The organism is Haemophilus sp. HMSC066D02 (assembly GCF_001810545.1).
Taxonomy (GTDB): Bacteria; Pseudomonadota; Gammaproteobacteria; order Enterobacterales; family Pasteurellaceae; genus Haemophilus_D.
In genome coordinates this window covers 52,900-74,656 of sequence record NZ_KV801824.1, presented here as the reverse complement: position 1 = coordinate 74,656, position 21,757 = coordinate 52,900, and the positions used below count along the sequence as shown (strand labels likewise).

The following is a 21,757-nucleotide window of genomic DNA, read 5'->3' as shown; positions in this document are numbered from 1 at the left end:
AAAGGCGTAGTCTATGTTGGCTTTGAGAATAATTCCCAATAAAAGTAAGGAAACAAACATGAAACAAGTATTAAAAATGAGTGCAATTTCTACCGCACTTTTAACCCTTCCAATGATAGCAAATGCAGATGTATTGGCCTCCGTGAAACCGCTCGGTTTTATTACATCGTCTATTGCAAACGGTGTGACGGATACACAGGTTTTAGTACCAGCAGGTGCTTCTCCACATGATTACAGCTTAAAACTTTCAGATGTGCAAAAAGTGAAATCTGCAGATTTAGTGCTTTGGGTTGGTGAAGATATTGATGCTTTCTTAGCAAAACCAATTAGCCAAATTGATAGTAAAAAAGTCATCAATATTTCTGATATTCCAGAAATTAAACCGCTTTTAAGCAAAGTGCATCATGAGCATTATCATGAAGGTGATGAACACGAGCATGGACATGATCACAAACATGGACACGATCATAAACACGAGCATGGTCATGACCATCACGACCACGATGTTGATGAAAATGGGTTAAGCGTGAACTGGCATTTATGGTATTCACCAGCCATTAGCCAAATTGTGGCACAGAAAGTCGCGGATAAATTAACAGAACAACACCCGGATAAAAAAGAACTGATTGCGAAAAACTTAGCCGATTTTAACCGCACTTTGACTGAGCAAAGCGACAAGATCAAAGCACAATTAGCGCCACTTAAAGATAAAGGTTTCTTTGTGTTCCATGATGCTTATAGTTATTTCAATGATGCTTATGGTTTAAATCAAACCGGTTATTTCACTATTAATCCATTAGTGGCACCAGGCGCAAAAACCATTGCTCACATCAAAGAAGAGATTGAAGAACACCATGTAAATTGTCTTTTTGCTGAGCCTCAATTCACACCAAAAGTGATTGATTCGCTTGCACAAAGTACAAAAGTTAATGTTGGTCGTTTAGATCCTATTGGCGATAACGTACAGCTTGGTCCAAATTCCTACGCGAATTTCCTTCAAGCCACCGCTGATAGCTATGCTCAATGTTTAAGTAAATAATCTAATTTGCTTCTATCTTAAAAACAGCCTTTAAGGCTGTTTTTTATTGCCCCATCTAAATCGCCCGAATGATTTTCAATTTTTAAGAAATTTTCGCTTGTTTGAGCGAAGTGAGTTCGAAAATTTCTGTAAAGAAAATTGAAAGAGAATGAGGATTAGCGATTTAATTGGGGTGTGTTTTCTTTTGCCTACTTTGCTTTGCACAAGCAAAGAAAAGTAGGTCGCCTTAGGCGAAATCCTAATTAAAACTATGCTATAATCCGCCCAATTTTTCCCTATCGAGAAAACGCATGAAACAACTATTTGCCACAACTGCCCGTGGTTTTGAAGAACTCTTAAAAGTCGAACTAACAGAGCTTGGTGCAACGGAATGTAAAATTGCACAAGGCGGCGTACATTTTCAGGCTAATGATGAAACACTTTATCGCAGCTTATTATGGTCACGTTTGGCTTTACGTATTTTGTTACCTATTGTAAATGGCAAGGTATATAGTGATTTAGACTTGTATTCAATTGTGACAGGGCAGGATTGGTTAAGTTATTTTGATGAGAAATCCACATTTTTTGTTGATTTTAACGGGACAAACCAAGAGATTCGCCACACTCAATTTGGTGCGATGCGTGTGAAAGATGCCATTGTGGATTATTTTGAACGCCAAGGGAAAGCGCGTCCAAATGTGGATAAAGACTATCCAGATGTGCGAATTCATGCTTATTTAAATAAAGAAGAACTCGTTGTTTCACTTGATTTAAGTGGCGAAGCATTGCATTTACGTGGCTATCGTGAAGATACCGGGCAAGCGCCTTTACGTGAAACCTTAGCCGCTGCGATAGTGCTTCGTTCAGGTTGGAAAAAAGGGACACCATTAGTGGATCCAATGTGCGGTTCGGGTACTTTGTTAATCGAAGCGGCACAGATGGAAGCACAAATTGCGCCGCAATTACATCGTTTACATTGGGGCTTTGATTGCTGGAAAGGGCATAATCAAGATGCTTGGGATAAGGTAAAAGCAGAAGCAGTACAGCAAGCAGAAACTTATTTTAATCAAAATCCAAAACCGAATTTTTATGGCTTCGATCTCGATTATCGCGTACTGAAAAAAGCGCAAAAGAATGCACAAAATGCAGGCGTAGCACACTTAATTCAGTGGAAACAAGGTGATGTCGCCGCATTAAAAAATCCAAGTCCAGATGAAGTGGGAACGGTGATTTGTAACCCGCCTTATGGTGAGCGTTTGGGTACAACTCCTGCTTTGATTGCGTTATATTCGGTATTCGGACAACGCCTTAAAAATGAATTTGGTGGTTGGAATGCGTCAATTTTCAGTAGTGAATCTACCTTGCTTGATTGCTTGCGTATGCGTTCTCATCGTCAATTTAAAGCGAAAAACGGTCCGTTAGATTGTGTTCAGAAGAATTATCAAATTTCAGAACGCAAAGAAAGTGCGGTTGAAAATCCGCTTGAATTTGACCGCACTTCAACGGTAGCGGTGGATTTTGCGAATCGCTTACAGAAAAATATCAAGAAAATTGAAAAATGGGCGAAACAGCAAGGCCTTGATGCGTATCGTTTATATGATGCTGATTTACCGGAATATAACGTAGCGGTGGATCGTTATGGCGATCATATTGTGGTGCAAGAGTATGCCGCACCGAAAAATATTGATGAAAACAAAGCGCGTCAACGTTTATTGGATTCAGTGACTGCAACCTTACAAGTCACTGGTATTGAAACCAATAAACTGATTTTGAAGGTCCGTCAAAAACAAAAAGGCACCAATCAATATGAAAAATTGGCCAATAAAGGCGAATATTTCTATGTGAATGAATACGGTGCACAACTTTGGGTGAATCTAACGGATTACTTGGATACAGGATTATTCTTAGATCATCGTTTAACCCGTAAAATGGTTGGTGAAATGGCAAAAGGTAAAGATTTCCTCAATCTTTTTGCTTATACCGGTTCCGCAACAGTGCATGCTGCATTAGGTGGGGCAAAATCGACAACAACCGTGGATATGTCAAACACCTATTTAAACTGGGCAGAGCAAAACCTGATTTTAAATGATATTGAAGGCAAGCAGCACAAGCTCATTCAGGCAGATTGTTTGCAGTGGTTAGAGAAATGTGATCGCCAGTTTGATTTGATTTTCGTGGATCCGCCAACATTCTCGAATTCTAAACGTATGGAAGACAGTTGGGATGTTCAACGTGACCACATCAAATTAATGTGTAATCTTAAGCGTATTTTACGTCCTAACGGCACCATCGTGTTCTCGAACAATAAACGAGGTTTTAAAATGGATTTTGAGGCGTTAGATGAATTGGGATTAAGTGCGGTCGAAATTTCAGCGAAAACCTTACCACTTGATTTTGAGCGTAATAAACAAATCCACAATTGCTGGATTGTAACAATGAAAGCCTAACAAAAAGCCCGATAATGATTTATCGGGCTTTTTTATTATTCGACTTCTTTTTGTTTTTCGGCTTCAGAATCATCATGAAGAAGGGTTTCAACCGCTGCTTCGTCATTGGTGTCATCTTCTTTTTCTAAAATCTCAGCCGTTTCTTCGTTTAGTGCTTCAGCATCAGAATGTGGTTTAATGAAAGGTTTCGGCATCCAATATTTTCGGATGATGTCCGTAGAAAAACCATGCAAAACTTCTTCATTCAATCGTTCTTGATCTAAGTAACGAACTTCTGCAATCACTTCATCCGCTTCAATTTTATTGATACCTAATTGCATTAATGTTGCATGGCTGAGCGTAAGTGCAGACTCAAAGGTTTCACGTACAATAAAGTCTACGTCTCGTTTAATCAGGCTTACTGTTGTTTTACGGTCATAAGTTCGCGCCAAAATAGGGAGTTTAGGATAAGCATCTTTCAAATTCTGAACAATACTTTCAATACGATCTGTATCGTTAATCCCGATGACGACACATTTCGCTTTTTCGATACCGGCAGCACGTAACACATCAAGACGAATACCATCACCGTAATAAACTTTAAAACCAAATTTGGCTGCCGCACGGATATTTTCGATGTTGCGGTCAATCACCGATACATTAATACCACGAACAAGAAGCGATTGACAGACGATTTGACTGAAACGACCAAAACCAATCACGAGTACGCTATCTTCTAAATCCACAATAGGATCAAGATCGCTGGTATCGACTCTTTCCTCTTGATTTGCTGATTTACGTTGGTTGATTTTACGCATCAATAAACCAATCAATGGAGAGAATAGCATCGAAATAATGACAGCTGCAGTAAAAGTTGCATTTTGATCTTTTGTCATTACACCTGCCGTAGTTGCAGCAGAGAAGAGTACGAATGCAAATTCACCACCGTGCGCCATAATGGTCATTCGTCCAACGGATTCTTTTCGGTCAAGTTTCGTAATACGTGCAACAGTGTAAACCGCTAAGGCTTTGCCGATGATATAAAGGCACACGATACCTAATAACCAAAGTGCATTGTCGAACACCAAGGTTAAATCAAGTGACATCCCTACGCCCATAAAGAAAAGACCGAGCAATAGACCACGGAACGGTTCAATATCCGCTTCGAGTTGGTGACGGAATGCAGATTCTGAAAGCATCACACCGGCGACGAATGCGCCCATCGCCATTGAAAGTCCACTCGCTTCCATGGCTAAGGCTGCGCCTAATACCACAAGCAAGGCAGCAGCTGTCATCATTTCACGAATGTGAGCTTTTGAAATTAAGCGGAAAATAGGGTTCATTAACCATTTGCCCGCAACCACTAAACCGACAACGGCACCGAGTGCAATAGCAATAGATGTCCAGTTTGTTTGATGCTCAATATGTTTGGTTTCAGGTGTTAAAAAGGCAATAGAAGCCAATAATGGCACAATAGATAAGTCTTCAAAGATTAAGGTTGAAATCACCCGTTGGCCTTTTGGTGTGTTCGTAATCCCGCGTTCTTCTAATACCTGCATTACAATAGCGGTGGAAGAAAGGGTAAAGCCCATCCCTGCAATAAACGCCACTTCTTTAGGAAGATTTAAAATATAGATACCGGCAAAGGTAAGCAGTGCACCACATAGCCCGACTTGTAGAAAGCCCCGTCCGAAGATCGCTTTTCGCATAGCCCATAAACGTTCGGGATGCATTTCCAAACCGATAATGAATAAGAACATCACCACGCCCAGTTCCGCCATATGGAGAACCGATTCTGCATCTTTTACTACGCCGAAAACGGAAGGGCCAATTAAACATCCCGCCACTAAATAACCTAATACGCTACCTAAACCAATACGCTTAAAAAGTGGCACAATGGTTACACTAGTAGCAAGTAGAACAACAGTTTTAATTAATTCAGGGCTGACGGCATTCGACATAGGGCAAAAAAACCTTAGTAAAAACAGGGAGTATGAGAAGAAAGTTCTCTTGTATTCTAGCCTTTTTTAGGTAAATAAAAAACACAGAAAAGCAAGAAATTGGTATAATTTACAAAAACTTTACACGCCAAAAAATGGTCATCTTTCTGACCGCACTTTAGAGGTATTATGTCATTACAATTCAATATGATAGCGTTGTTGTTGGTTTTCTTAATCATTTTAGGTTTAATGAGTCAAAACAGTGCAATCACCATCTCAGCGGCTGTGTTATTAATCATGCAGCAAACCTTATTATCCAAATACATTCCCATACTTGAACAATACGGGATAAAAATTGGGATCATCATTTTAACGATTGGTGTGCTTGCTCCGTTAGTCTCGGGAAAAATCCAACTGCCCGATCTCAGTTCATTTTTAAACTGGAAAATGGGCGTTTCTATTTTAACAGGGGTATTCGTCGCATGGCTTGCGGGGAAAGGGGTGCCATTAATGAGTGAACAACCTGTTTTGGTGACAGGATTATTAATTGGTACGATTATTGGTGTTTCTTTCTTAGGTGGTATTCCGGTGGGACCTTTAATCGCCGCAGGTATTTTAGCTGTATTAATAGGAAAATTTTAAATGAAAAACAAATGGTTATTTATCGCAGGATTGAGCGGTTTTTTGTGTGTGGCGATTGGTGCTTTTGCAGCACATGGATTAAGTAAGGTTTTAGAACCTAAAGAATTAGCGTGGATTGAAACCGGTGTGAGATATCAAATGTTCCACACTATCGCCATTTTAACGATTGGAATTTTGCAATTATGCCGTGAATCATTGGTTACAAATAAAATGGCTAATCTTGCTGCAGGCACTTGGGCGTACGGTATTCTTCTTTTTAGTGGCAGTCTTTATGCACTTGCGCTTGGTGCAGGCAAGTTCCTCGTTTGGGTGACACCGATTGGAGGCACGTTATTTTTAATTGGTTGGCTTTGCTTGGCTTACGGTGGTTTTAAAAGTAAATAGATATGAAGAATAAATCAGTCAAACGTGAATTAAACCCGATACAACAATCTCTCTTTTCGAAACTCAAGGATATTATGCTGGTGGATCAGCGTCGTTTATCCGCCCGCATTCATGGTATTGGAAAAATTAAAAGCCAAGAGGCCCAACAAGCTGTTGCCGCAGAAATCCAGCTGCAGATTGAACAGGCTCAATTACGTGTAGAAAATCGTAAAAGTGCGGTCAAAAATCCGATTGTTTTTCCAGAGAGTTTGCCGGTTAGTCAACGTAAAGCAGAAATTCAAAAACTGCTTTCTGAACATCAGGTCATCGTGGTGGCAGGGGAAACTGGTTCAGGTAAAACCACCCAATTGCCGAAAATGTGTTTGGAATTAGGTTTCGGCAATTTAGGTATGATTGGTCATACTCAACCACGCCGTATTGCCGCTCGTTCGGTGGCGGCACGTATTGCGGAAGAACTGGAAACGGAGCTTGGCGGTTTAGTAGGTTATAAAGTCCGTTTTAACGATCAAATCAGTGATGATACGCAAATCAAGTTGATGACCGACGGGATTCTGCTTGCTGAAATTCAAAACGATCGTTTTCTTAATCAATATTCTTGTTTGATTATCGACGAAGCTCACGAACGCAGCCTGAACAACGATTTTATTCTTGGTTATCTGAAACAGCTTTTACCACGTCGTCGTGATTTAAAACTTATCATTACCTCTGCGACCATTGATGTGGAACGTTTTTCCAAACATTTCAACAATGCCCCAATTATCGAAGTCTCGGGCAGAACCTATCCCGTTGAAGTGCGTTATCGTCCCGTAGTGGAGGAAGACGACCAAGATCAGCTACAAGGCATTCTCAACGCAGTAGATGAACTGCAAGCAGAAGGTCGAGGCGATATTTTGATCTTTATGAACGGTGAGCGAGAAATTCGCGATACCGCTGAAGCTTTACAAAAACAAAATTTAAAACACACGGAAATTCTACCGCTCTTTGCACGCCTTTCTGCACAAGAACAAAATAAAATTTTCCATCCGAGTGGATTAAATCGCATTGTGTTGGCGACCAACGTCGCGGAAACTTCATTGACCGTGCCGGGCATTAAATATGTGATTGACCCAGGTACAGCACGAATTTCCCGCTATAGCTATCGCACCAAAGTACAACGTTTACCGATTGAGCCTATTTCACAGGCATCCGCTAATCAGCGTAAAGGTCGTTGTGGTCGTGTGAGTGAGGGGATTTGTATTCGTTTATATTCGGAAGAGGATTTTAATTCTCGTCCAGAGTTTACCGATCCTGAAATTTTACGCACCAATTTAGCCTCTGTTATTTTGCAAATGACGGCATTGGGCTTAGATGATATTGAAGCGTTCCCGTTTGTTGATGCGCCAGATAAACGCCATATTCAAGATGGGATAAAACTGTTGGAAGAATTAGGTGCGTTTGAAATGGTTCGCACCAAAGCGGGTGAGAAACGTCAATTAACCGCAGTAGGTCGTCAATTAGCTCAACTCCCTGTGGATCCTCGTTTGGCGAAGATGTTGCTGACTGCTGTCTCACAAGGTGCATTGCATGAAGTGATGATTATTGTCGCCGCGTTATCCATTCAAGATCCTCGAGAGCGTCCACAAGAAAAACAACAAGCTTCCGATGAAAAACATCGTCGTTTTGCCGATAAAAAATCGGATTTCTTGGCTTTACTCAATCTTTGGCGTTACCTACAAGAACAACAAAAAGAATTAAGTAAAAACCAATTCCGTCGTCAATGCCAAAAGGATTTCTTAAATTATTTACGCATTCGCGAATGGCAGGATATTTATCATCAAATTCGTTTAACCGTGCGTGAAATGGGTTTGCCGATTAATTCCGAAAAAGCCGAATATCAGCAAATTCATACCGCACTTTTAAGCGGTTTGCTTTCTCATATCGGTTTAAAAGAAGCAGAGAAACAACAATATCTTGGCGCACGTAATGCCCATTTTGCAATTTTCCCCAATTCTGTGCTTTTCAAAAAACAACCGAAATGGGTGATGGCGGAAGAGTTAGTAGAAACTTCCAAACTTTGGGGACGCATGGTGGCGGAAATCGAGCCAGAATGGATTGAGCCACTTGCTGAGCATCTAATTAAAAAATCCTATTCAGAACCGCGTTGGTCAAAATCTCGTGGCACTGTGATTGCAGATGAAAAAGTCACGCTTTACGGTGTGCCGATTGTGGCTGCGCGACCAGTGAATTACGGTGCTATTGATCCAACGGTAAGCCGTGAGATCTTCATTCAATCTGCCTTAGTGGAAGGGGATTGGAATACCAAACATAAATTCTTCAAAGAAAATCAACGACTCGTTCGAGAAGTAGAGGAATTGGAACACAAAAGCCGCCGCCGCGATATTTTGGTGGATGATCGTACGCTTTTTGAATTTTACGATCAGCGTATTGGTACGGAAGTGGTTTCCCAAAAACATTTTGATACTTGGTGGAAAAAGGCGCAGCAAAAAGAGCCTGAATTGCTTAATTTTGAACGTTCATTCTTGATTAATGATGATGCGGAACAAGTGAGCAAGCTCGATTTCCCTAATTTCTGGCATCAAGGCAATTTGAAACTCAAATTAACTTATCAATTTGAACCAGGTACCGATGCAGATGGCGTGACCGTGCATATCCCGTTGCCGTTGCTCAATCAAGTGGAAATGACAGGTTTTGACTGGCAAATTCCAGGTTTGCGTGAAGAATTAGTGATTGCACTGATTAAATCTCTGCCGAAATCTTATCGTCGTAATTTCGTGCCGGCACCTAATTATGCTCAAGCTTTTTTAAGTCGTGCGGTGCCGTTGGAAAAGCCATTATTAGATACGCTGATTTATGAATTGCGTCGTATGACTGGCGTCACCGTAGAAGCAGAACATTGGAATTGGGAACAAATTCCAAGCCATCTGAAAATGACTTTCCGTGTGGTGGATGAAAACGGCAAGAAAATTGCCGAATCCATGAATTTGGATGAGCTGAAATTCAACTTAAAAGATCGTGTGCAGGAAAGTATTTCTGCAGTGGCAGATTATGGTATTGAACAAAGCGGGTTGCATATTTGGAGCTTTGCAGATTTACCACAATGTTACGAACAAAAACAACGTGGTTTTAGCGTCAAAGCGTTTCCGGCCATTGTAGATGAAAAAGATGCCGTAGGTATCAAACTGTTTGAAACAGAATTTGAGCAAGCAGTAGCAATGCAACAAGGTTTGCGTCGATTGTTGTTACTCAATGTACCGTCACCGATTAAATATCTGCATGAAAAATTGCCGAATAAGGCTAAATTGGGTCTGTATTTTACCCCGTTCGGTCGTGTGTTGGATTTGATTGACGACTGTATTGCTTGTGCGGTGGATAAACTGATTACCGATTTTGGCGGGTTTGTGTGGGATGAAGCCGGCTTTGAAAAATTGCGTGATTTCGTTCGAGAAAACCTTAACGAAGTGACCGTGGATATTGCGCAGAAAGTGGAACAAATCCTCTCTCTCAATCACGCCTTAAACCAACGTTTAAAAGGTAAAATGGATTTCACCATGGCCTTTGCCTTTTCTGATATTAAGGCGCAATTAAGCGGGCTGATTTATCCAGGTTTTGTGCAAAAGAGCGGTTATGATCGCCTACCAGATTTACAGCGTTATCTGCAAGCCGTTGATAAACGCATTGATAAGTTGGCTCAAGATGTAAATCGCGATCGTGCTGCGATGCTACGCGTGGAACAAGTACAACAAGCTTACCAACAATTGCTCGCTAAACTGCCGAAATCTAAACCAATTTCTGATGAAATTGCAGAAATTCGCTATATGATTGAAGAATTGCGTGTGAGTTTATTTGCGCAGCAATTAGGCACGAAGTATCAGGTGTCGGATAAGCGGATTTTGAATTTGATTAATAATATATAAGGATATGATTTAATGTGTTTGAATGAAGAATTAGAATCTCTAAAAAGAGATAATTCAACTCCAAAAAATTTTGCTAAAGCTTGTTTTAAATTAGCTAACCAATATAGGAAAAAAGGGGAATATGAAAAGGCTAAAAGTATTTATTTAGAAATAAAAGAAGAGGATAGTGAATTGGTTTTTTCATATGCAAGTTATCACTTGGGGTGTATATCTTGGTTTGAATTAGCTAATGATGATGCAATAAGTTATTTAAAGAAAATTAATGAGAAATATAAATATATATATAGTAGGTCTATGTATTTATTAGGGGATATTTTTAAAGGGAAGAAGGATTTTGATAAAGCAATTGAGTATTTAAATAAGATTAACAAAGATAATATAAAAGATTTTTTATATTACAAAGCGCAGTACTTTTTAGGAGTGATAACTAGAGATTACTTAGAAAATAGTGAGAAAAGTTATGAATACTTTAATAGTTCTAAAAAATATTTTTACTATGAGACTAAGAAAGAGCTATTTTGTATGGAAAATTCTAATAATAAAGAAACAATAAACTCCATATACCGTTGTGTAACAGATATTTTGTCAATCCTTAAGATTGAGGATGATAAATTTGGTTATGAAAAATATGTCGCTCATTATACAAGCCCTTCTGTTGCGTTTAACTTATTGGATAAAAATGGTTCCTATCTACGATTGAATACAGTGAAAAATGTAAACGATCCGAAAGAAGGTAAGATCTTAAAAGAATATCTTGATATATCTTCAACATTGGAGAGTAAACATAGTCTCATACTCATATCTTGCTTTACATTTAACCATGACAGCTTGAATCAATTTAGATTATATGGAAAAGAGAATAATCTCGAGGCCTCAGGCGTTAGTATTGTGTTTAATAATGGTTTTTTTAATAATCAAAATAATCGTATTAATTTTATAGGAAATATAGAGGATAAATCCATAGAAGATAAAAAGTTCATAGAAAAACTTCCTTTATATCGATGTATATATATAGATCCAGATTCAAAGGATAAGTATATAAATATTGCTCATAGAGGGAACATAACATTTTATAGAGATGGTAAGTCAGGTGATATCAAAAATTATTTAGATTACATTGAAGAAAAGAATAGTAAAGTAATTGAAAATCTTAATAAAATATCAAGGTTTATAAAGGAATTGTCTTTTGATGATGCCAAGTGTAAAGATGAAGTAATAAACTTTTTATTACTTCCAATTACTTTCTTAGTGAAACATGCCGCCTTTGAAGATGAGCAAGAATGTAGAATTATATATCTCACAGATCTAAAAAATAAAAGTATAAAAACTATTGATAATAAGTTTATGTATATAGAATATGAATATAAAATAAATGATTATTTACATAAGATTTATTTATCATCAGGTGCTTATAAATATGAAGATTTTTTTATCAGATTATTGAATAATGACCAAGATGTATGTTTGTCTAAGAATCCATTTAGAAATAAATCATAATTTCATTAAGATTATTAATGCCTTTTGAACGGGTTTTTAGTTAAATTATTTATAGTTCAGAATAGCCGACGTTCTTACCAACAAAGTCGTCGGCAAGCTTATTTGAAAACTCAGTAGGTTTTGTCTCAAATATTTCTAGCTTTAAAAAACACCTCCAAAACCAACCGCACTTTCTCCCCAAAACTCTTTTTGTGATCTACCTCAAATTTTCGTATTGAACTAATTTACAACTGCCAATTCAATCGCTATCTTGCTGATATTATTATTTTAATAAAGAGGTAAATTATGGATCTGATAATAGGTTTGATTGCCATTGTTTTGGTGGCATATTATATCGTGAAAGGCTATTCAGCGACCGGCGTATTGATGTTCGGTGGCTTGGTCTTGTTATTCATTTCAGTGCTGATGGGACATTCGATTTTACCGGAAGGCGTGAAAAGCACCGGTTCCACCTATTTTGATATTTTAGAATATGTGAAATATCTACTCGGTAATCGTGGCGGCGGCTTAGGCTTGATGATTATGGTGTTATGTGGTTTCTCTGTGTACATGACCCATCTTGGCGCGAATGATGTGGTGGTGAAATTGGTGTCAAAACCACTGAAAAATATCCGTTCAGCTTATATTTTAATGGTGTTTGCTTACTTTCTCGCATGTTTGATGTCTTTTGCTGTGTCATCTGCAACAGGCTTGGGTGTGTTATTAATGGCGACATTATTCCCTGTCATGGTAAACGTGGGGATTTCTCGTGGGGCAGCAGCGGCAATTTGTGCATCGCCGATTTCCATTATCCTTTCCCCAACTTCAGGTGACGTGGTACTTTCTGCTGAAATTTCCAAAATTCCTTTAGGTGAGTTTGCATTTAGCACCGCATTGCCGGTTTCGATTTTTGCGATTTTAGGGATTGCTGTCGCACACTTCTTCTGGCAGCGTTATTTGGATAAAAAAGAAGGCGTACAAGTAGAACGTTTGAATGCAGATGAAATTAAAACCACTGCACCAAACTACTATGCGATTTTGCCATTATTACCCATTATTGGCGTGTTGATTTTTGACGGTAAATGGGGCTTACCAAATTTACACATCATTACCGTGATGGTGCTTTGCTTTATCATTACTGCTGCGGTAGATTTCTTACGTAGCTTTAACGCAAAACAAACCTTCGATAATCTCATTGTGGCATATCGCGGTATGGCAGATGCCTTTGCGGGCGTGGTAATGCTTTTAGTGGCGGCGGGTGTATTTGCGCAAAGTTTAAGTACAATCGGCTTTATCACTAATTTAATTGCTTCTGCACAATCATTCGGTGGTTCAGCGTTCTTTATGATGTTAGTGCTTGCAGTGATTACCATTTTAGCCACCATGGCGACAGGTTCAGGTAATGCGGCGTTCTATGCTTTTGCAGAATTAATTCCAAAACTAGCCACTCAAATGGGCGTCAACCCCGCGTTCTTAACCATTCCAATGTTACAAGCCTCTAACTTAGGTCGTGGTTTATCACCAGTTTCTGGTGTGGTTGTGGCGGTATCCGGTATGGGAAAAATCTCACCATTTGAGATCGTAAAACGTATGTCTGTCCCAATGTTGGTTGGTTTTATTTGTGTGATTATCGGCACAGAAATCTTTGTTTCCGTTGCCGCCTAGCTTGATAGGTAAAAAAGAAGGGCTGATAGTGAATATCAGCCCTTTTGTTTTGAGTTAAGTGCGGTCAATTTTCTCGCTGTTTTTGATTTTATGCATTTGATGATTTTCAAAGGCTTTCACCAAATCTGCGACTTTTTCGCCTTCCGGTAAAACCAAATCTTGTGCGATATCATTAAGCGGCACAATCACAAATTCGCGGTTTTTCATATCGTAATGAGGCACCGTTAAGCGTTCATTTTGAATGATTTGATCGCCGTAAAGCAGAATATCCAAATCCAGTGTACGTTCACCCCAACGACGTAAACGCACGCGACCTTGTTCATTTTCGATACGTTGCAATTCATCGAGTAAAGCTAAAGGTGGGCGAGTGGTTTCGAGCATCGCCACTGCATTTACATAATCCGGTTGATCCTGCGGGCCTAATGGTTTGCTTTGATAAAATCCACTGACCGATTTTAATTCGGTATTAGGTAGCGCAGAGATTGCCTCTAATGCCGAATTTAATTGTTCTGTCGGCGTATTTAAATTGCTGCCAAGGGCAATATACACTTGAACCATTAGTTAGCCGCCTTAGGTTTACGTCTGCGATAATATTTTTTCTTCGGTGCAGGATGCAATTTTTGTTGCTCTTGAACCAACTGTCGACGTTGTTCTTGATTGCTGAGTTGGTATTCATGCCACCATTTTGCCAATTCAACGGTTTCGCCACCTTCCACTTCAGCACGCATCGCCAATAAATCAAAGGCCGCGCGGAATTTTTGATGTTCCATCGTGCGAGCAGGGTGAGAACCTGTGCGTTTAAGTAACTGTAATTGCAACATCCAAATATCACGAATGACGGATGTATGACGACGAGGTGCGGCTAATGATCGGCATAATTGATCAAGCACTTCATTTCCCGCAAGGGCATAAGCATCATGATTGTTTAAACCACCTTCATTTTTCAGCACATCTACTTTTTCGCGTAATGGATACCAGAAGAATGTCGCGAATAAAAAGGCAGGATTAATGCGCAATTTATCGGCGATACGTTCATCAGTTGAATTTAACGAAGTTAAAATCATGCGCTCCGCAAGGCTGTCTTCTTTTTCGGTGAAATAAGGCGTTAAGCTTGGGAAAAGCTGTTCAAATAAGCCGTATTGACGCAGTAATTTATAGGTTTTTACACCATTGCCAGACTGCAATAATTTTAAGCTTTCATCAAATAAACGCGCAGGTGGTATATTTTTCAGTAATGGCGCAAGCTCACGAATCGGCTGTTCACTTGGTTTTTCCAAGAACATATCCAATTTCGCCATAAAGCGCACAGAACGTAGCATACGCACAGGATCTTCTTGATAACGGGTTACCGGGTCGCCAATCAGACGTAATTTTCCGTTTTTCAGGTCATCAATTCCGTTGAAGTAATCACGCAACGTATTATCTTGCGGATTGTAGTAAAGGGCGTTTACGGTGAAGTCGCGGCGTTCGGCATCTTGTTCAATGGTGCCGTACACGTTATCACGCAGTAACATTCCTTCATCGCTTTGTTTGGCTTGATTTTCACTGCGCGCATCCGAATGGCTAGCACGGAATGTGGCCACTTCGATTACATCGCGACCAAACATAATGTGCGCAAGACGGAAACGACGACCAACTAAACGGCATTGACGTTGAAATACCGCTTGAATTTGCTCGGGACGTGCATTTGTTGCTACATCAAAATCTTTTGGATGTTTACCTAATAATAAATCACGTAAACAGCCCCCAACGATATAAGCCTCATAACCTTGACGTTGCAATTTTTCTACCACAGTAATGGCATTACGACTAAACATCCGTGGATTAATGCCGAAATGAGAGGCTTTCACGCTATGTTTGTCATAGCGAGATGATTGTGCATTGTTTTTTTTATGGTGAGAAGAGGACGGGGCGATCTTGGGTTGTGAACGCTCTGTTTTTGAAACGTTTGATTTTTTGCTTTTGGGCTCCGTTTTGGAAACGGGCGAATTTATATTGGTTTCGGTTTCTTTTTTAGTTTTTTTACCAAATAAATTTTTTATATAAGTAAGAATAATTTACTCCATTCTCGATGTTCAATGCGCATTTGATAAAAACACGAAAAGTGCGGTTATTTTTGACCGCACTTTTTTGTTAGATGATTTAAATAAATTAACCTGCGACTTGTTTTTCACGAATTTCAGCAAGGGTTTTGCAATCGATACAAAGATCAGCAGTAGGGCGTGCTTCTAAGCGACGAATGCCAATTTCTTCCCCACAAGAATCGCAATAACCGAAATCATCGGTATCTAATTTTTTTAATGTGTATTCAATCTTCTTCATTAATTTACGCTCGCGATCGCGGTTACGTAACTCAAGACTGAATTCTTCTTCTTGCGTCGCACGGTCAGCCGGATCAGGGAAGTTTGAAGCTTCATCTTGCATATGAGCAACCGTTCTTGATGCTTCTTCCACAATTTGCTCGTGCCACGCAGTTAAAATTTTTCTGAAATGAAGAATCTGATCTTCATTCATGTATTCTTCATCTTTCTTTGGTTGATAAGGCTTAACACCGGCTAAATCCAGCAAACTTAGAGATGCCTTAGACATTGATAACTCCTAATGTAGTAAAGATTTTAACGACTTCCTGTCTTGTTGTTTTGATTGATTCTTATCGGCTAAAAAATAGCTGACATAAGAACCCTGTTTTTTAAGGGCGATATAAATAGCAGAACTTCATCTATTTAGCAAATAAATTTAGCTTAGAAATTTCAAATTTGCGATCGTGATCGCAAAAAACAGTATGTTTATTTGCTTATCTGTGAGGTTAAGGCTAGTTTGGCTTACTTTCTCGCTATAAATCACACTTAAAATGAAAATCACGCTATTTCAACTGTGCATGATGCTCATTGTCTCAGCCTTATCCTTGCTTGTCGTGCCAGATTTTTTACTGCTCACTTGGCAACAGGCTGGGCTGAGCATTTTAATGTTGGTTATGACCGCACTTTGTTTCCATTGGTTCAATTATTTTAAAGCCAGAAATTTTTGCATAAGTAGTATCTTGTTTTTACTTACTTTGGCTTATGCGCATTCATCAGCCTTATCGTTATTGGGACAAGCAGAGAGAATTTCAAGTTTACCGAATAAAATCACCTTAGATCTCCACATCTCAGAAATTCTTCATCAGCAAGATTATCAAACCTTGATTGCGACGAGCTCTTTATTTGATGGAAAAGTACAACAAATTTTTATTAATTGGAAAGCGCCGGAAAAGCCACAACTCGGCGAAGTTTGGCGGGCGGATGTAAAACTTCGTCCTATATCTGCAAGATTAAATCATGGAGGATTTGATCGACAGCAATGGTATTTTTCCAAAAGGATTATTGCCGTTGGAAATGTGAAAAGTGCGGTCAAAATGAGTGAAGATTTTTCTTACCGCACACATTTTCTACAGAATAGCCTCAAACAGACAGAAGGGCTTTCTTTACAAGGTTTACTTATTGCATTGGCATTTGGTGAGCGAGCCTGGTTGGATAATAAAACGTGGCTGATTTACCAACAAACGAATACAGCACATTTAATTGCGATTTCAGGGCTCCATATTGGTTTAGCAATGGGGATAGGCTTCTTCTTTGCTCGATTCTTGCAATTCGTACTGCCTACACGCTTTATTTCGCCTTGGTTTCCGCTTTGCTTTGGTGTGTTGATTGCTTTAGGTTATGCCTATTTAGCTGGATTTAGTTTACCGACCTTTCGTGCAATGATGGCACTGCTTTTTATTGCAATCCTTCAATTTTCTCGACGATATTACACGCCTTTGCAAATGCTGTGTTTGGTGGTGGCATTTTTGCTTTTTTGTGATCCACTTATGCCGCTTTCGGTGAGCTTTTGGCTTTCAATTGGTGCAGTTGCCTGTCTAATTGTGTGGTATCGATATGTTCCCTTATCAATAATTGAATGGCCGCATCAAAAATTATCCAGCAAAGTGCGGTGGATTTTGGGCTTGTTTCATTTGCAGTTAGGGCTGTTGATTTTATTCACGCCTATTCAGCTTTTCTTTTTTAATGGCTTGGCATTAAATGGGCTCTTAGCAAATTTAATTGCAGTACCCTTGTATAGCGTATTACTTATACCTTTGATTCTCTTTGCGGTGTTGACCCAGGGGGCATTTTCTTCTTGGCATCTTTCAAATGCGATTGCTCAAGGTATTACACAATACCTCAGTCTTTTCCAAGGTTCGTATATGCCGATTTCGATTAATTTATCCCTTATTTTGACCGCACTTTTAAGCCTTATTTTTAGCGGAATGTTAGGTGGATTGTATTTTTTGTCTCAAGCTCAAACAAAAAATACACCGTTAAAATCGAGTCGATTTTTCACGTTAAATAGTACAAAAATCTTATCGCTAGAAGAGTATAAACAAGCTCTATTGGGTGTAATTCTTGTTTTTTGTGTTTGTATTGGTTCGTTTGTATATCGATATCTCACGAAACCCAAATGGCAGTTAGATACGCTAGATGTTGGACAAGGTTTAGCAACCTTAATTGTGAAAGAGGGGAAAGGCGTGTTGTATGACACGGGGCCTGCTTGGCAGAGTGGAATAGGAGCTTCTTCCATGGCGGAATTAGAGATATTACCTTATCTTCAACGGGAAGGTATTGAACTTGAAACCTTGATTTTAAGCCATGATGATAACGATCATTCAGGTGGAGCTAAAGCAATTTTAGCCGCATATCCAGAGATTGAGCTGATTACACCTTCTCGCAAAAACTATGATGAAACGCACCGCACTTTTTGTCTTCAGGGGAAACAATGGCAGTGGCGAGGGCTTGATTTTAAAGTTCTTTCACCAACGCAAATAACAGATAGGGCGGAGAATCCCCAATCTTGCGTGATTTTATTCACGGATGGACAGTATCAGATCCTTTTAACCGGTGATGCGGATGTGGCGACAGAAAGAGCATTTGCTGAAAACATAGGCAAAATTAATGTGTTACAAGTGGGGCACCATGGCAGTAAAACTTCAACTGGCGAGTTTTTACTGGGGCAGATAAAACCGGATATCGCCTTGATTTCGAGTGGACGATGGAATGCGTGGAATTTTCCTCATCCAACAGTCATTGAACGATTAAATCGTTATCAAAGTGCGTTCGAAAATACGGCTATTTCAGGTCATATAAGGTTAAATTTTATTGAAAAAAGGATTGAAGTTGAAAAGGCGAGAGGGGATTTTTCACCTTGGTTTGCCCGTGTAATTGGATTATCCCCGAAATAACAGGTACAATGCAGCCAATTTTTATTAAGACAATGTGATGCAAGAACAAACTATGCAAGATAAAGATTTTTCAACCTCGCAAACTTTTAAGCGTTTATGGCCGATGATTTCACCTTTTAAATCAGGTTTATTTGTCGCTGCTGTCGCTCTCGTTTTTAATGCATTGGCCGATTCTGGTCTGATTTATATGCTTAAACCGTTGCTCGATGATGGTTTTGGGAAAGCAGATCATTCTTTCCTAAAACTGATGGCGTTTGTTGTGGTTGGTATGATTATGTTGCGTGGTGTGACTAACTTTATTTCCAGCTATTGCTTGGCTTGGGTGTCTGGCAAAGTGGTGATGATTATGCGCCGCCGTTTGTTTAAACATTTGATGTTTATGCCGGTAAGTTTCTTTGATCGTAATTCAACGGGGAAATTGCTTTCTCGTATTACCTACGATTCAGAAATGATTGCCAATTCTTCCTCTAATTCATTAGTGACCATTGTACGTGAGGGTGCCTATTTAATTTCATTGCTCGTGGTGATGTTCTACACCAGTTGGGAATTGACGTTGGTTCTTTTCGTCATTGGGCCAATTATTGCGGTGCTTATTCGCTTTGTATCGAAGATCTTCCGTAAGCTTAGTAAAAATATGCAAGATTCTATGGGGGAATTAACCTCTGCGACGGAACAAATGCTAAAAGGGCATAAAGTGGTGCTTTCTTTTGGCGGTCAGTTAGTGGAAGAAGAGCGTTTCGATAAAGTCAGTAATGATATGCGTCGTAAAGGTATGAAAATGGTGACAGCAGATGCCATTTCAGACCCTGTTGTGCAAGTGATTGCTTCTTTAGCGTTAGCGGCAGTGCTTTATTTGGCAACCACACCATTAATTGCGGATGATAATTTAACTGCAGGTTCTTTTACGGTGGTCTTTTCTTCCATGTTAGCCATGATGCGTCCGTTAAAATCTTTGACGAATGTGAACTCACAGTTCCAACGAGGTATGGCAGCTTGTCAGACATTATTTGCGATCTTAGATTTAGAAACAGAAAAAGATAATGGCACATATAAAGCAGAACCCGCAAAAGGTGATTTAGAATTTAAAAACGTGAGTTTTGCTTATGAGGGTAAAGAAGAGAAAGCCTTAAATAATATCTCTTTTTATGTGCCTGCAGGCAAAACTGTGGCTTTAGTGGGACGTTCAGGCTCGGGTAAATCAACGATTGCCAATTTGGTGACGCGTTTCTACGATATTGACGAAGGCGAGATTTTATTAGATGGCGTGAGAATTCAAGATTATCGTCTATCTAATTTACGTGAGAATTGTTCTGTCGTTTCTCAACAAGTGCATTTATTTAACGATACGATTGCCAATAATATTGCTTACGCAGCAGAAGATAAATACACGCGTGAAGAAATTATCGAAGCAGCAAAAGCAGCTTATGCACTTGAATTTATCGAGAAACTTCCACAAGGTTTTGATACCGTTATTGGTGAAAATGGGGCGAGTCTTTCAGGTGGTCAACGTCAGCGTTTAGCGATTGCTCGTGCGTTATTGCGTAATTCACCTGTCTTAATTTTAGATGAAGCGACTTCTGCACTCGATACCGAATCTGAACGTGCAATTCAGTCTGCATTAGAAGAACTGAAAAAAGATCGTACGGTATTGGTGATAGCGCATCGTTTATCAACCATTGAAAATGCCGATGAAATCTTAGTCATTGAACACGGTGAAATTAAAGAGCGTGGTACACATCAAGATTTATTAGCACTTGATGGTGCGTATAAACAATTACACAGTATGCAGTTTAGCGGATAAAATAATAAGGGCGAACCAATGTGTTCGCCCAAAATCAATATAGGATAAATGAAATGCCTTTTTGGTACTCTAATTCAAAGCTAGCTTGGTTGCTTCTTCCTTTTTCACTGCTATTTTGGTTGATTAGCCAAATTCGCCGAGCATTATTTTCCCTGAATATCTTATCCTCTTATAAATCTCCGAAACCGGTCATTATTGTCGGCAATCTTTCTGTCGGTGGAAATGGTAAAACCCCTGTCGTGGTGTGGTTAGTTGAAGAGTTACAAAAACAAGGATTGCATGTGGGCGTGATTTCTCGTGGCTATGGTAGCCAATCTAAAAGCTATCCTTTACTTGTCACACCTGAAACAGACCCTGTTCAAGGGGGCGATGAACCCGTTTTAATTGCTAAAAGAACAGGTGTGCCTGTGATGATTTCACCGAATCGTCAGCAAGCTATCGAATTACTTTTGAAAACACAGGATTGCGATCTGATTATTTCTGATGATGGATTACAACATTATAAGTTGCGACGTGATATTGAAATTGTTGTAATGGACGCAGAACGCGCTTTAGGGAATGGCTTTGTGCTACCTGCAGGGCCTTTGCGTGAATTACCAAGTCGTTTAAAAAATGTGGACTTTGTGATTACAAATGGTGGAAAAAATGCTTATTCAGATGCCATTATGACGCTCGTTCCTCACTATGCGATTAATTTAGTGACGGCAGAAAAACGCTTACTAGGTGAGTTTACCCAAGGTTCAGCCATCGCGGGAATTGGTAACCCACAACGTTTTTTCACGATGTTGGAAAATTTAAATATTCGTTTAGCCAATACGAAAGCTTTTCAAGATCATCAACATTTTGAGCCGCAATTATTAGAAAAACTCGCTGAAAACCAACCTCTCTTTATGACCGAAAAGGATGCCGTAAAATGTCAAGCTTTTGCTAAAGAGAATTGGTGGTATGTTCCAGTTGATGCGGAGATTGTTGAGGCTGAAAATCAAGGCCAAAAACTTCCACAATTGTGGGAAAAAATTCGTCATTTGGTTTAACCCTATTCGAGTGAAATATGCGTGAGAAACTCAATCCTCGATTATTAGACGTGATCGCTTGCCCACGGTGTTTGGCAAGATTGAAATACGATCAAGAAAATCAACGGCTCATTTGCCCTTTTGAGCAAGTGGCGTATCCTATTGAACACGGCGTGCCGGTATTGTTGGCAGAAAAAGCCGAAACATTGAAAGAATAAGGAATG

15 protein-coding genes are annotated in these 21,757 nt (G+C 39.5%); 11 read left to right on the top strand and 4 right to left on the bottom strand.

From position 1 onward, the window contains the following. The first annotated feature begins 58 nt into the window (after positions 1–58). Together znuA and rlmKL are read left to right on the top strand one after the other, a co-directional pair. Positions 59–1,039: a zinc ABC transporter substrate-binding protein ZnuA gene (gene znuA, locus HMPREF2750_RS07490; RefSeq protein WP_049372394.1), complete on the top strand. Its 981-nt coding sequence runs from the start codon at positions 59–61 to the stop codon at positions 1,037–1,039. A 290-nt stretch (positions 1,040–1,329) separates the two neighbouring features. Further along, positions 1,330–3,465, top strand: coding sequence for a bifunctional 23S rRNA (guanine(2069)-N(7))-methyltransferase RlmK/23S rRNA (guanine(2445)-N(2))-methyltransferase RlmL (gene rlmKL / locus HMPREF2750_RS07485; protein ID WP_070583237.1), 2,136 nt, complete (start codon positions 1,330–1,332; stop codon positions 3,463–3,465). A 35-nt stretch (positions 3,466–3,500) separates the two neighbouring features. Here the strand turns inward: rlmKL and HMPREF2750_RS07480 are convergent, their stop codons facing one another. Then, the gene (locus tag HMPREF2750_RS07480) at positions 3,501–5,405 is read right to left on the bottom strand and encodes a monovalent cation:proton antiporter-2 (CPA2) family protein (protein WP_070583236.1); all 1,905 of its coding nucleotides are present in this window, start codon (positions 5,403–5,405) and stop codon (positions 3,501–3,503) included. Positions 5,406–5,573: 168 nt separating this feature from the next. On the opposite strand from HMPREF2750_RS07480, the gene HMPREF2750_RS07475 reads away from it, so the two are divergent. From HMPREF2750_RS07475 to dcuC, 5 genes are all read left to right on the top strand, one after another. After that, complete coding sequence (locus HMPREF2750_RS07475; RefSeq protein WP_049372397.1) at positions 5,574–6,026, top strand: DUF441 domain-containing protein; 453 nt, start codon at positions 5,574–5,576, stop codon at positions 6,024–6,026. Beyond that, positions 6,027–6,410 (top strand): DUF423 domain-containing protein, encoded by a 384-nt coding sequence (locus tag HMPREF2750_RS07470; protein ID WP_070583235.1) that lies wholly within the window; start codon positions 6,027–6,029, stop codon positions 6,408–6,410. Between the two features lie 2 nt (positions 6,411–6,412). Then, a complete protein-coding gene (gene hrpA / locus HMPREF2750_RS07465) occupies positions 6,413–10,324 on the top strand; it encodes an ATP-dependent RNA helicase HrpA (protein ID WP_070583234.1) in 3,912 nt (1,303 codons plus the stop codon). An 18-nt stretch (positions 10,325–10,342) separates the two neighbouring features. Then, the gene (locus tag HMPREF2750_RS07460; RefSeq protein WP_222563177.1) at positions 10,343–11,821 is read left to right on the top strand and encodes a tetratricopeptide repeat protein; all 1,479 of its coding nucleotides are present in this window, start codon (positions 10,343–10,345) and stop codon (positions 11,819–11,821) included. A 285-nt stretch (positions 11,822–12,106) separates the two neighbouring features. Further along, positions 12,107–13,465 (top strand): anaerobic C4-dicarboxylate transporter DcuC, encoded by a 1,359-nt coding sequence (gene dcuC, locus HMPREF2750_RS07455; protein WP_070583232.1) that lies wholly within the window; start codon positions 12,107–12,109, stop codon positions 13,463–13,465. Between the two features lie 54 nt (positions 13,466–13,519). Here the strand turns inward: dcuC and folK are convergent, their stop codons facing one another. The 3 genes from folK to dksA all read right to left on the bottom strand — a co-directional run bounded on the left by folK (position 13,520) and on the right by dksA (position 16,054). Continuing rightward, positions 13,520–14,023: a 2-amino-4-hydroxy-6-hydroxymethyldihydropteridine diphosphokinase gene (folK, locus tag HMPREF2750_RS07450; protein ID WP_070583231.1), complete on the bottom strand. Its 504-nt coding sequence runs from the start codon at positions 14,021–14,023 to the stop codon at positions 13,520–13,522. Continuing rightward, the gene (gene pcnB / locus HMPREF2750_RS07445; RefSeq protein ID WP_083304591.1) at positions 14,023–15,381 is read right to left on the bottom strand and encodes a polynucleotide adenylyltransferase PcnB; all 1,359 of its coding nucleotides are present in this window, start codon (positions 15,379–15,381) and stop codon (positions 14,023–14,025) included. The genes folK and pcnB overlap by 1 nt, the downstream gene beginning before the upstream one ends. A 235-nt stretch (positions 15,382–15,616) precedes the next feature. Then, positions 15,617–16,054: an RNA polymerase-binding protein DksA gene (gene dksA / locus HMPREF2750_RS07440; protein ID WP_049384440.1), complete on the bottom strand. Its 438-nt coding sequence runs from the start codon at positions 16,052–16,054 to the stop codon at positions 15,617–15,619. Positions 16,055–16,316: 262 nt separating this feature from the next. Here dksA and HMPREF2750_RS07435 point away from each other — a divergent pair, with 262 nt between their 5' ends. Genes HMPREF2750_RS07435 through HMPREF2750_RS07420 form a run of 4 tightly spaced genes read left to right on the top strand, consistent with a single transcriptional unit; the run spans position 16,317 to position 21,751 of the window. Then, positions 16,317–18,719, top strand: coding sequence for a DNA internalization-related competence protein ComEC/Rec2 (locus HMPREF2750_RS07435; RefSeq protein ID WP_070583229.1), 2,403 nt, complete (start codon positions 16,317–16,319; stop codon positions 18,717–18,719). A 37-nt stretch (positions 18,720–18,756) separates the two neighbouring features. After that, entirely contained in the window at positions 18,757–20,520 is a 1,764-nt protein-coding gene (msbA, locus tag HMPREF2750_RS07430) for a lipid A ABC transporter ATP-binding protein/permease MsbA (protein WP_070583228.1), read from the top strand. A 53-nt stretch (positions 20,521–20,573) separates the two neighbouring features. Continuing rightward, entirely contained in the window at positions 20,574–21,554 is a 981-nt protein-coding gene (lpxK, locus tag HMPREF2750_RS07425; protein ID WP_070583227.1) for a tetraacyldisaccharide 4'-kinase, read from the top strand. Between the two features lie 17 nt (positions 21,555–21,571). Further along, the gene (locus tag HMPREF2750_RS07420) at positions 21,572–21,751 is read left to right on the top strand and encodes a Trm112 family protein (protein WP_070583226.1); all 180 of its coding nucleotides are present in this window, start codon (positions 21,572–21,574) and stop codon (positions 21,749–21,751) included. The last annotated feature ends 6 nt before the right edge of the window (positions 21,752–21,757 follow it).

Excerpts from the sequence above, each read along its gene's own strand:
- znuA (WP_049372394.1), top strand. The coding sequence starts at position 59 with ATGAAACAAGTATTAAAAATGAGTGCAATTTCTACCGCACTTTTAACC.
- rlmKL (WP_070583237.1), top strand. The coding sequence starts at position 1,330 with ATGAAACAACTATTTGCCACAACTGCCCGTGGTTTTGAAGAACTCTTA.
- HMPREF2750_RS07480 (WP_070583236.1), bottom strand. The coding sequence starts at position 5,405 with ATGTCGAATGCCGTCAGCCCTGAATTAATTAAAACTGTTGTTCTACTT.
- HMPREF2750_RS07475 (WP_049372397.1), top strand. The coding sequence starts at position 5,574 with ATGTCATTACAATTCAATATGATAGCGTTGTTGTTGGTTTTCTTAATC.
- HMPREF2750_RS07470 (WP_070583235.1), top strand. The coding sequence starts at position 6,027 with ATGAAAAACAAATGGTTATTTATCGCAGGATTGAGCGGTTTTTTGTGT.
- hrpA (WP_070583234.1), top strand. The coding sequence starts at position 6,413 with ATGAAGAATAAATCAGTCAAACGTGAATTAAACCCGATACAACAATCT.
- dcuC (WP_070583232.1), top strand. The coding sequence starts at position 12,107 with ATGGATCTGATAATAGGTTTGATTGCCATTGTTTTGGTGGCATATTAT.
- folK (WP_070583231.1), bottom strand. The coding sequence starts at position 14,023 with ATGGTTCAAGTGTATATTGCCCTTGGCAGCAATTTAAATACGCCGACA.
- dksA (WP_049384440.1), bottom strand. The coding sequence starts at position 16,054 with ATGTCTAAGGCATCTCTAAGTTTGCTGGATTTAGCCGGTGTTAAGCCT.
- HMPREF2750_RS07435 (WP_070583229.1), top strand. The coding sequence starts at position 16,317 with ATGAAAATCACGCTATTTCAACTGTGCATGATGCTCATTGTCTCAGCC.
- msbA (WP_070583228.1), top strand. The coding sequence starts at position 18,757 with ATGCAAGAACAAACTATGCAAGATAAAGATTTTTCAACCTCGCAAACT.
- lpxK (WP_070583227.1), top strand. The coding sequence starts at position 20,574 with ATGCCTTTTTGGTACTCTAATTCAAAGCTAGCTTGGTTGCTTCTTCCT.
- HMPREF2750_RS07420 (WP_070583226.1), top strand. The coding sequence starts at position 21,572 with ATGCGTGAGAAACTCAATCCTCGATTATTAGACGTGATCGCTTGCCCA.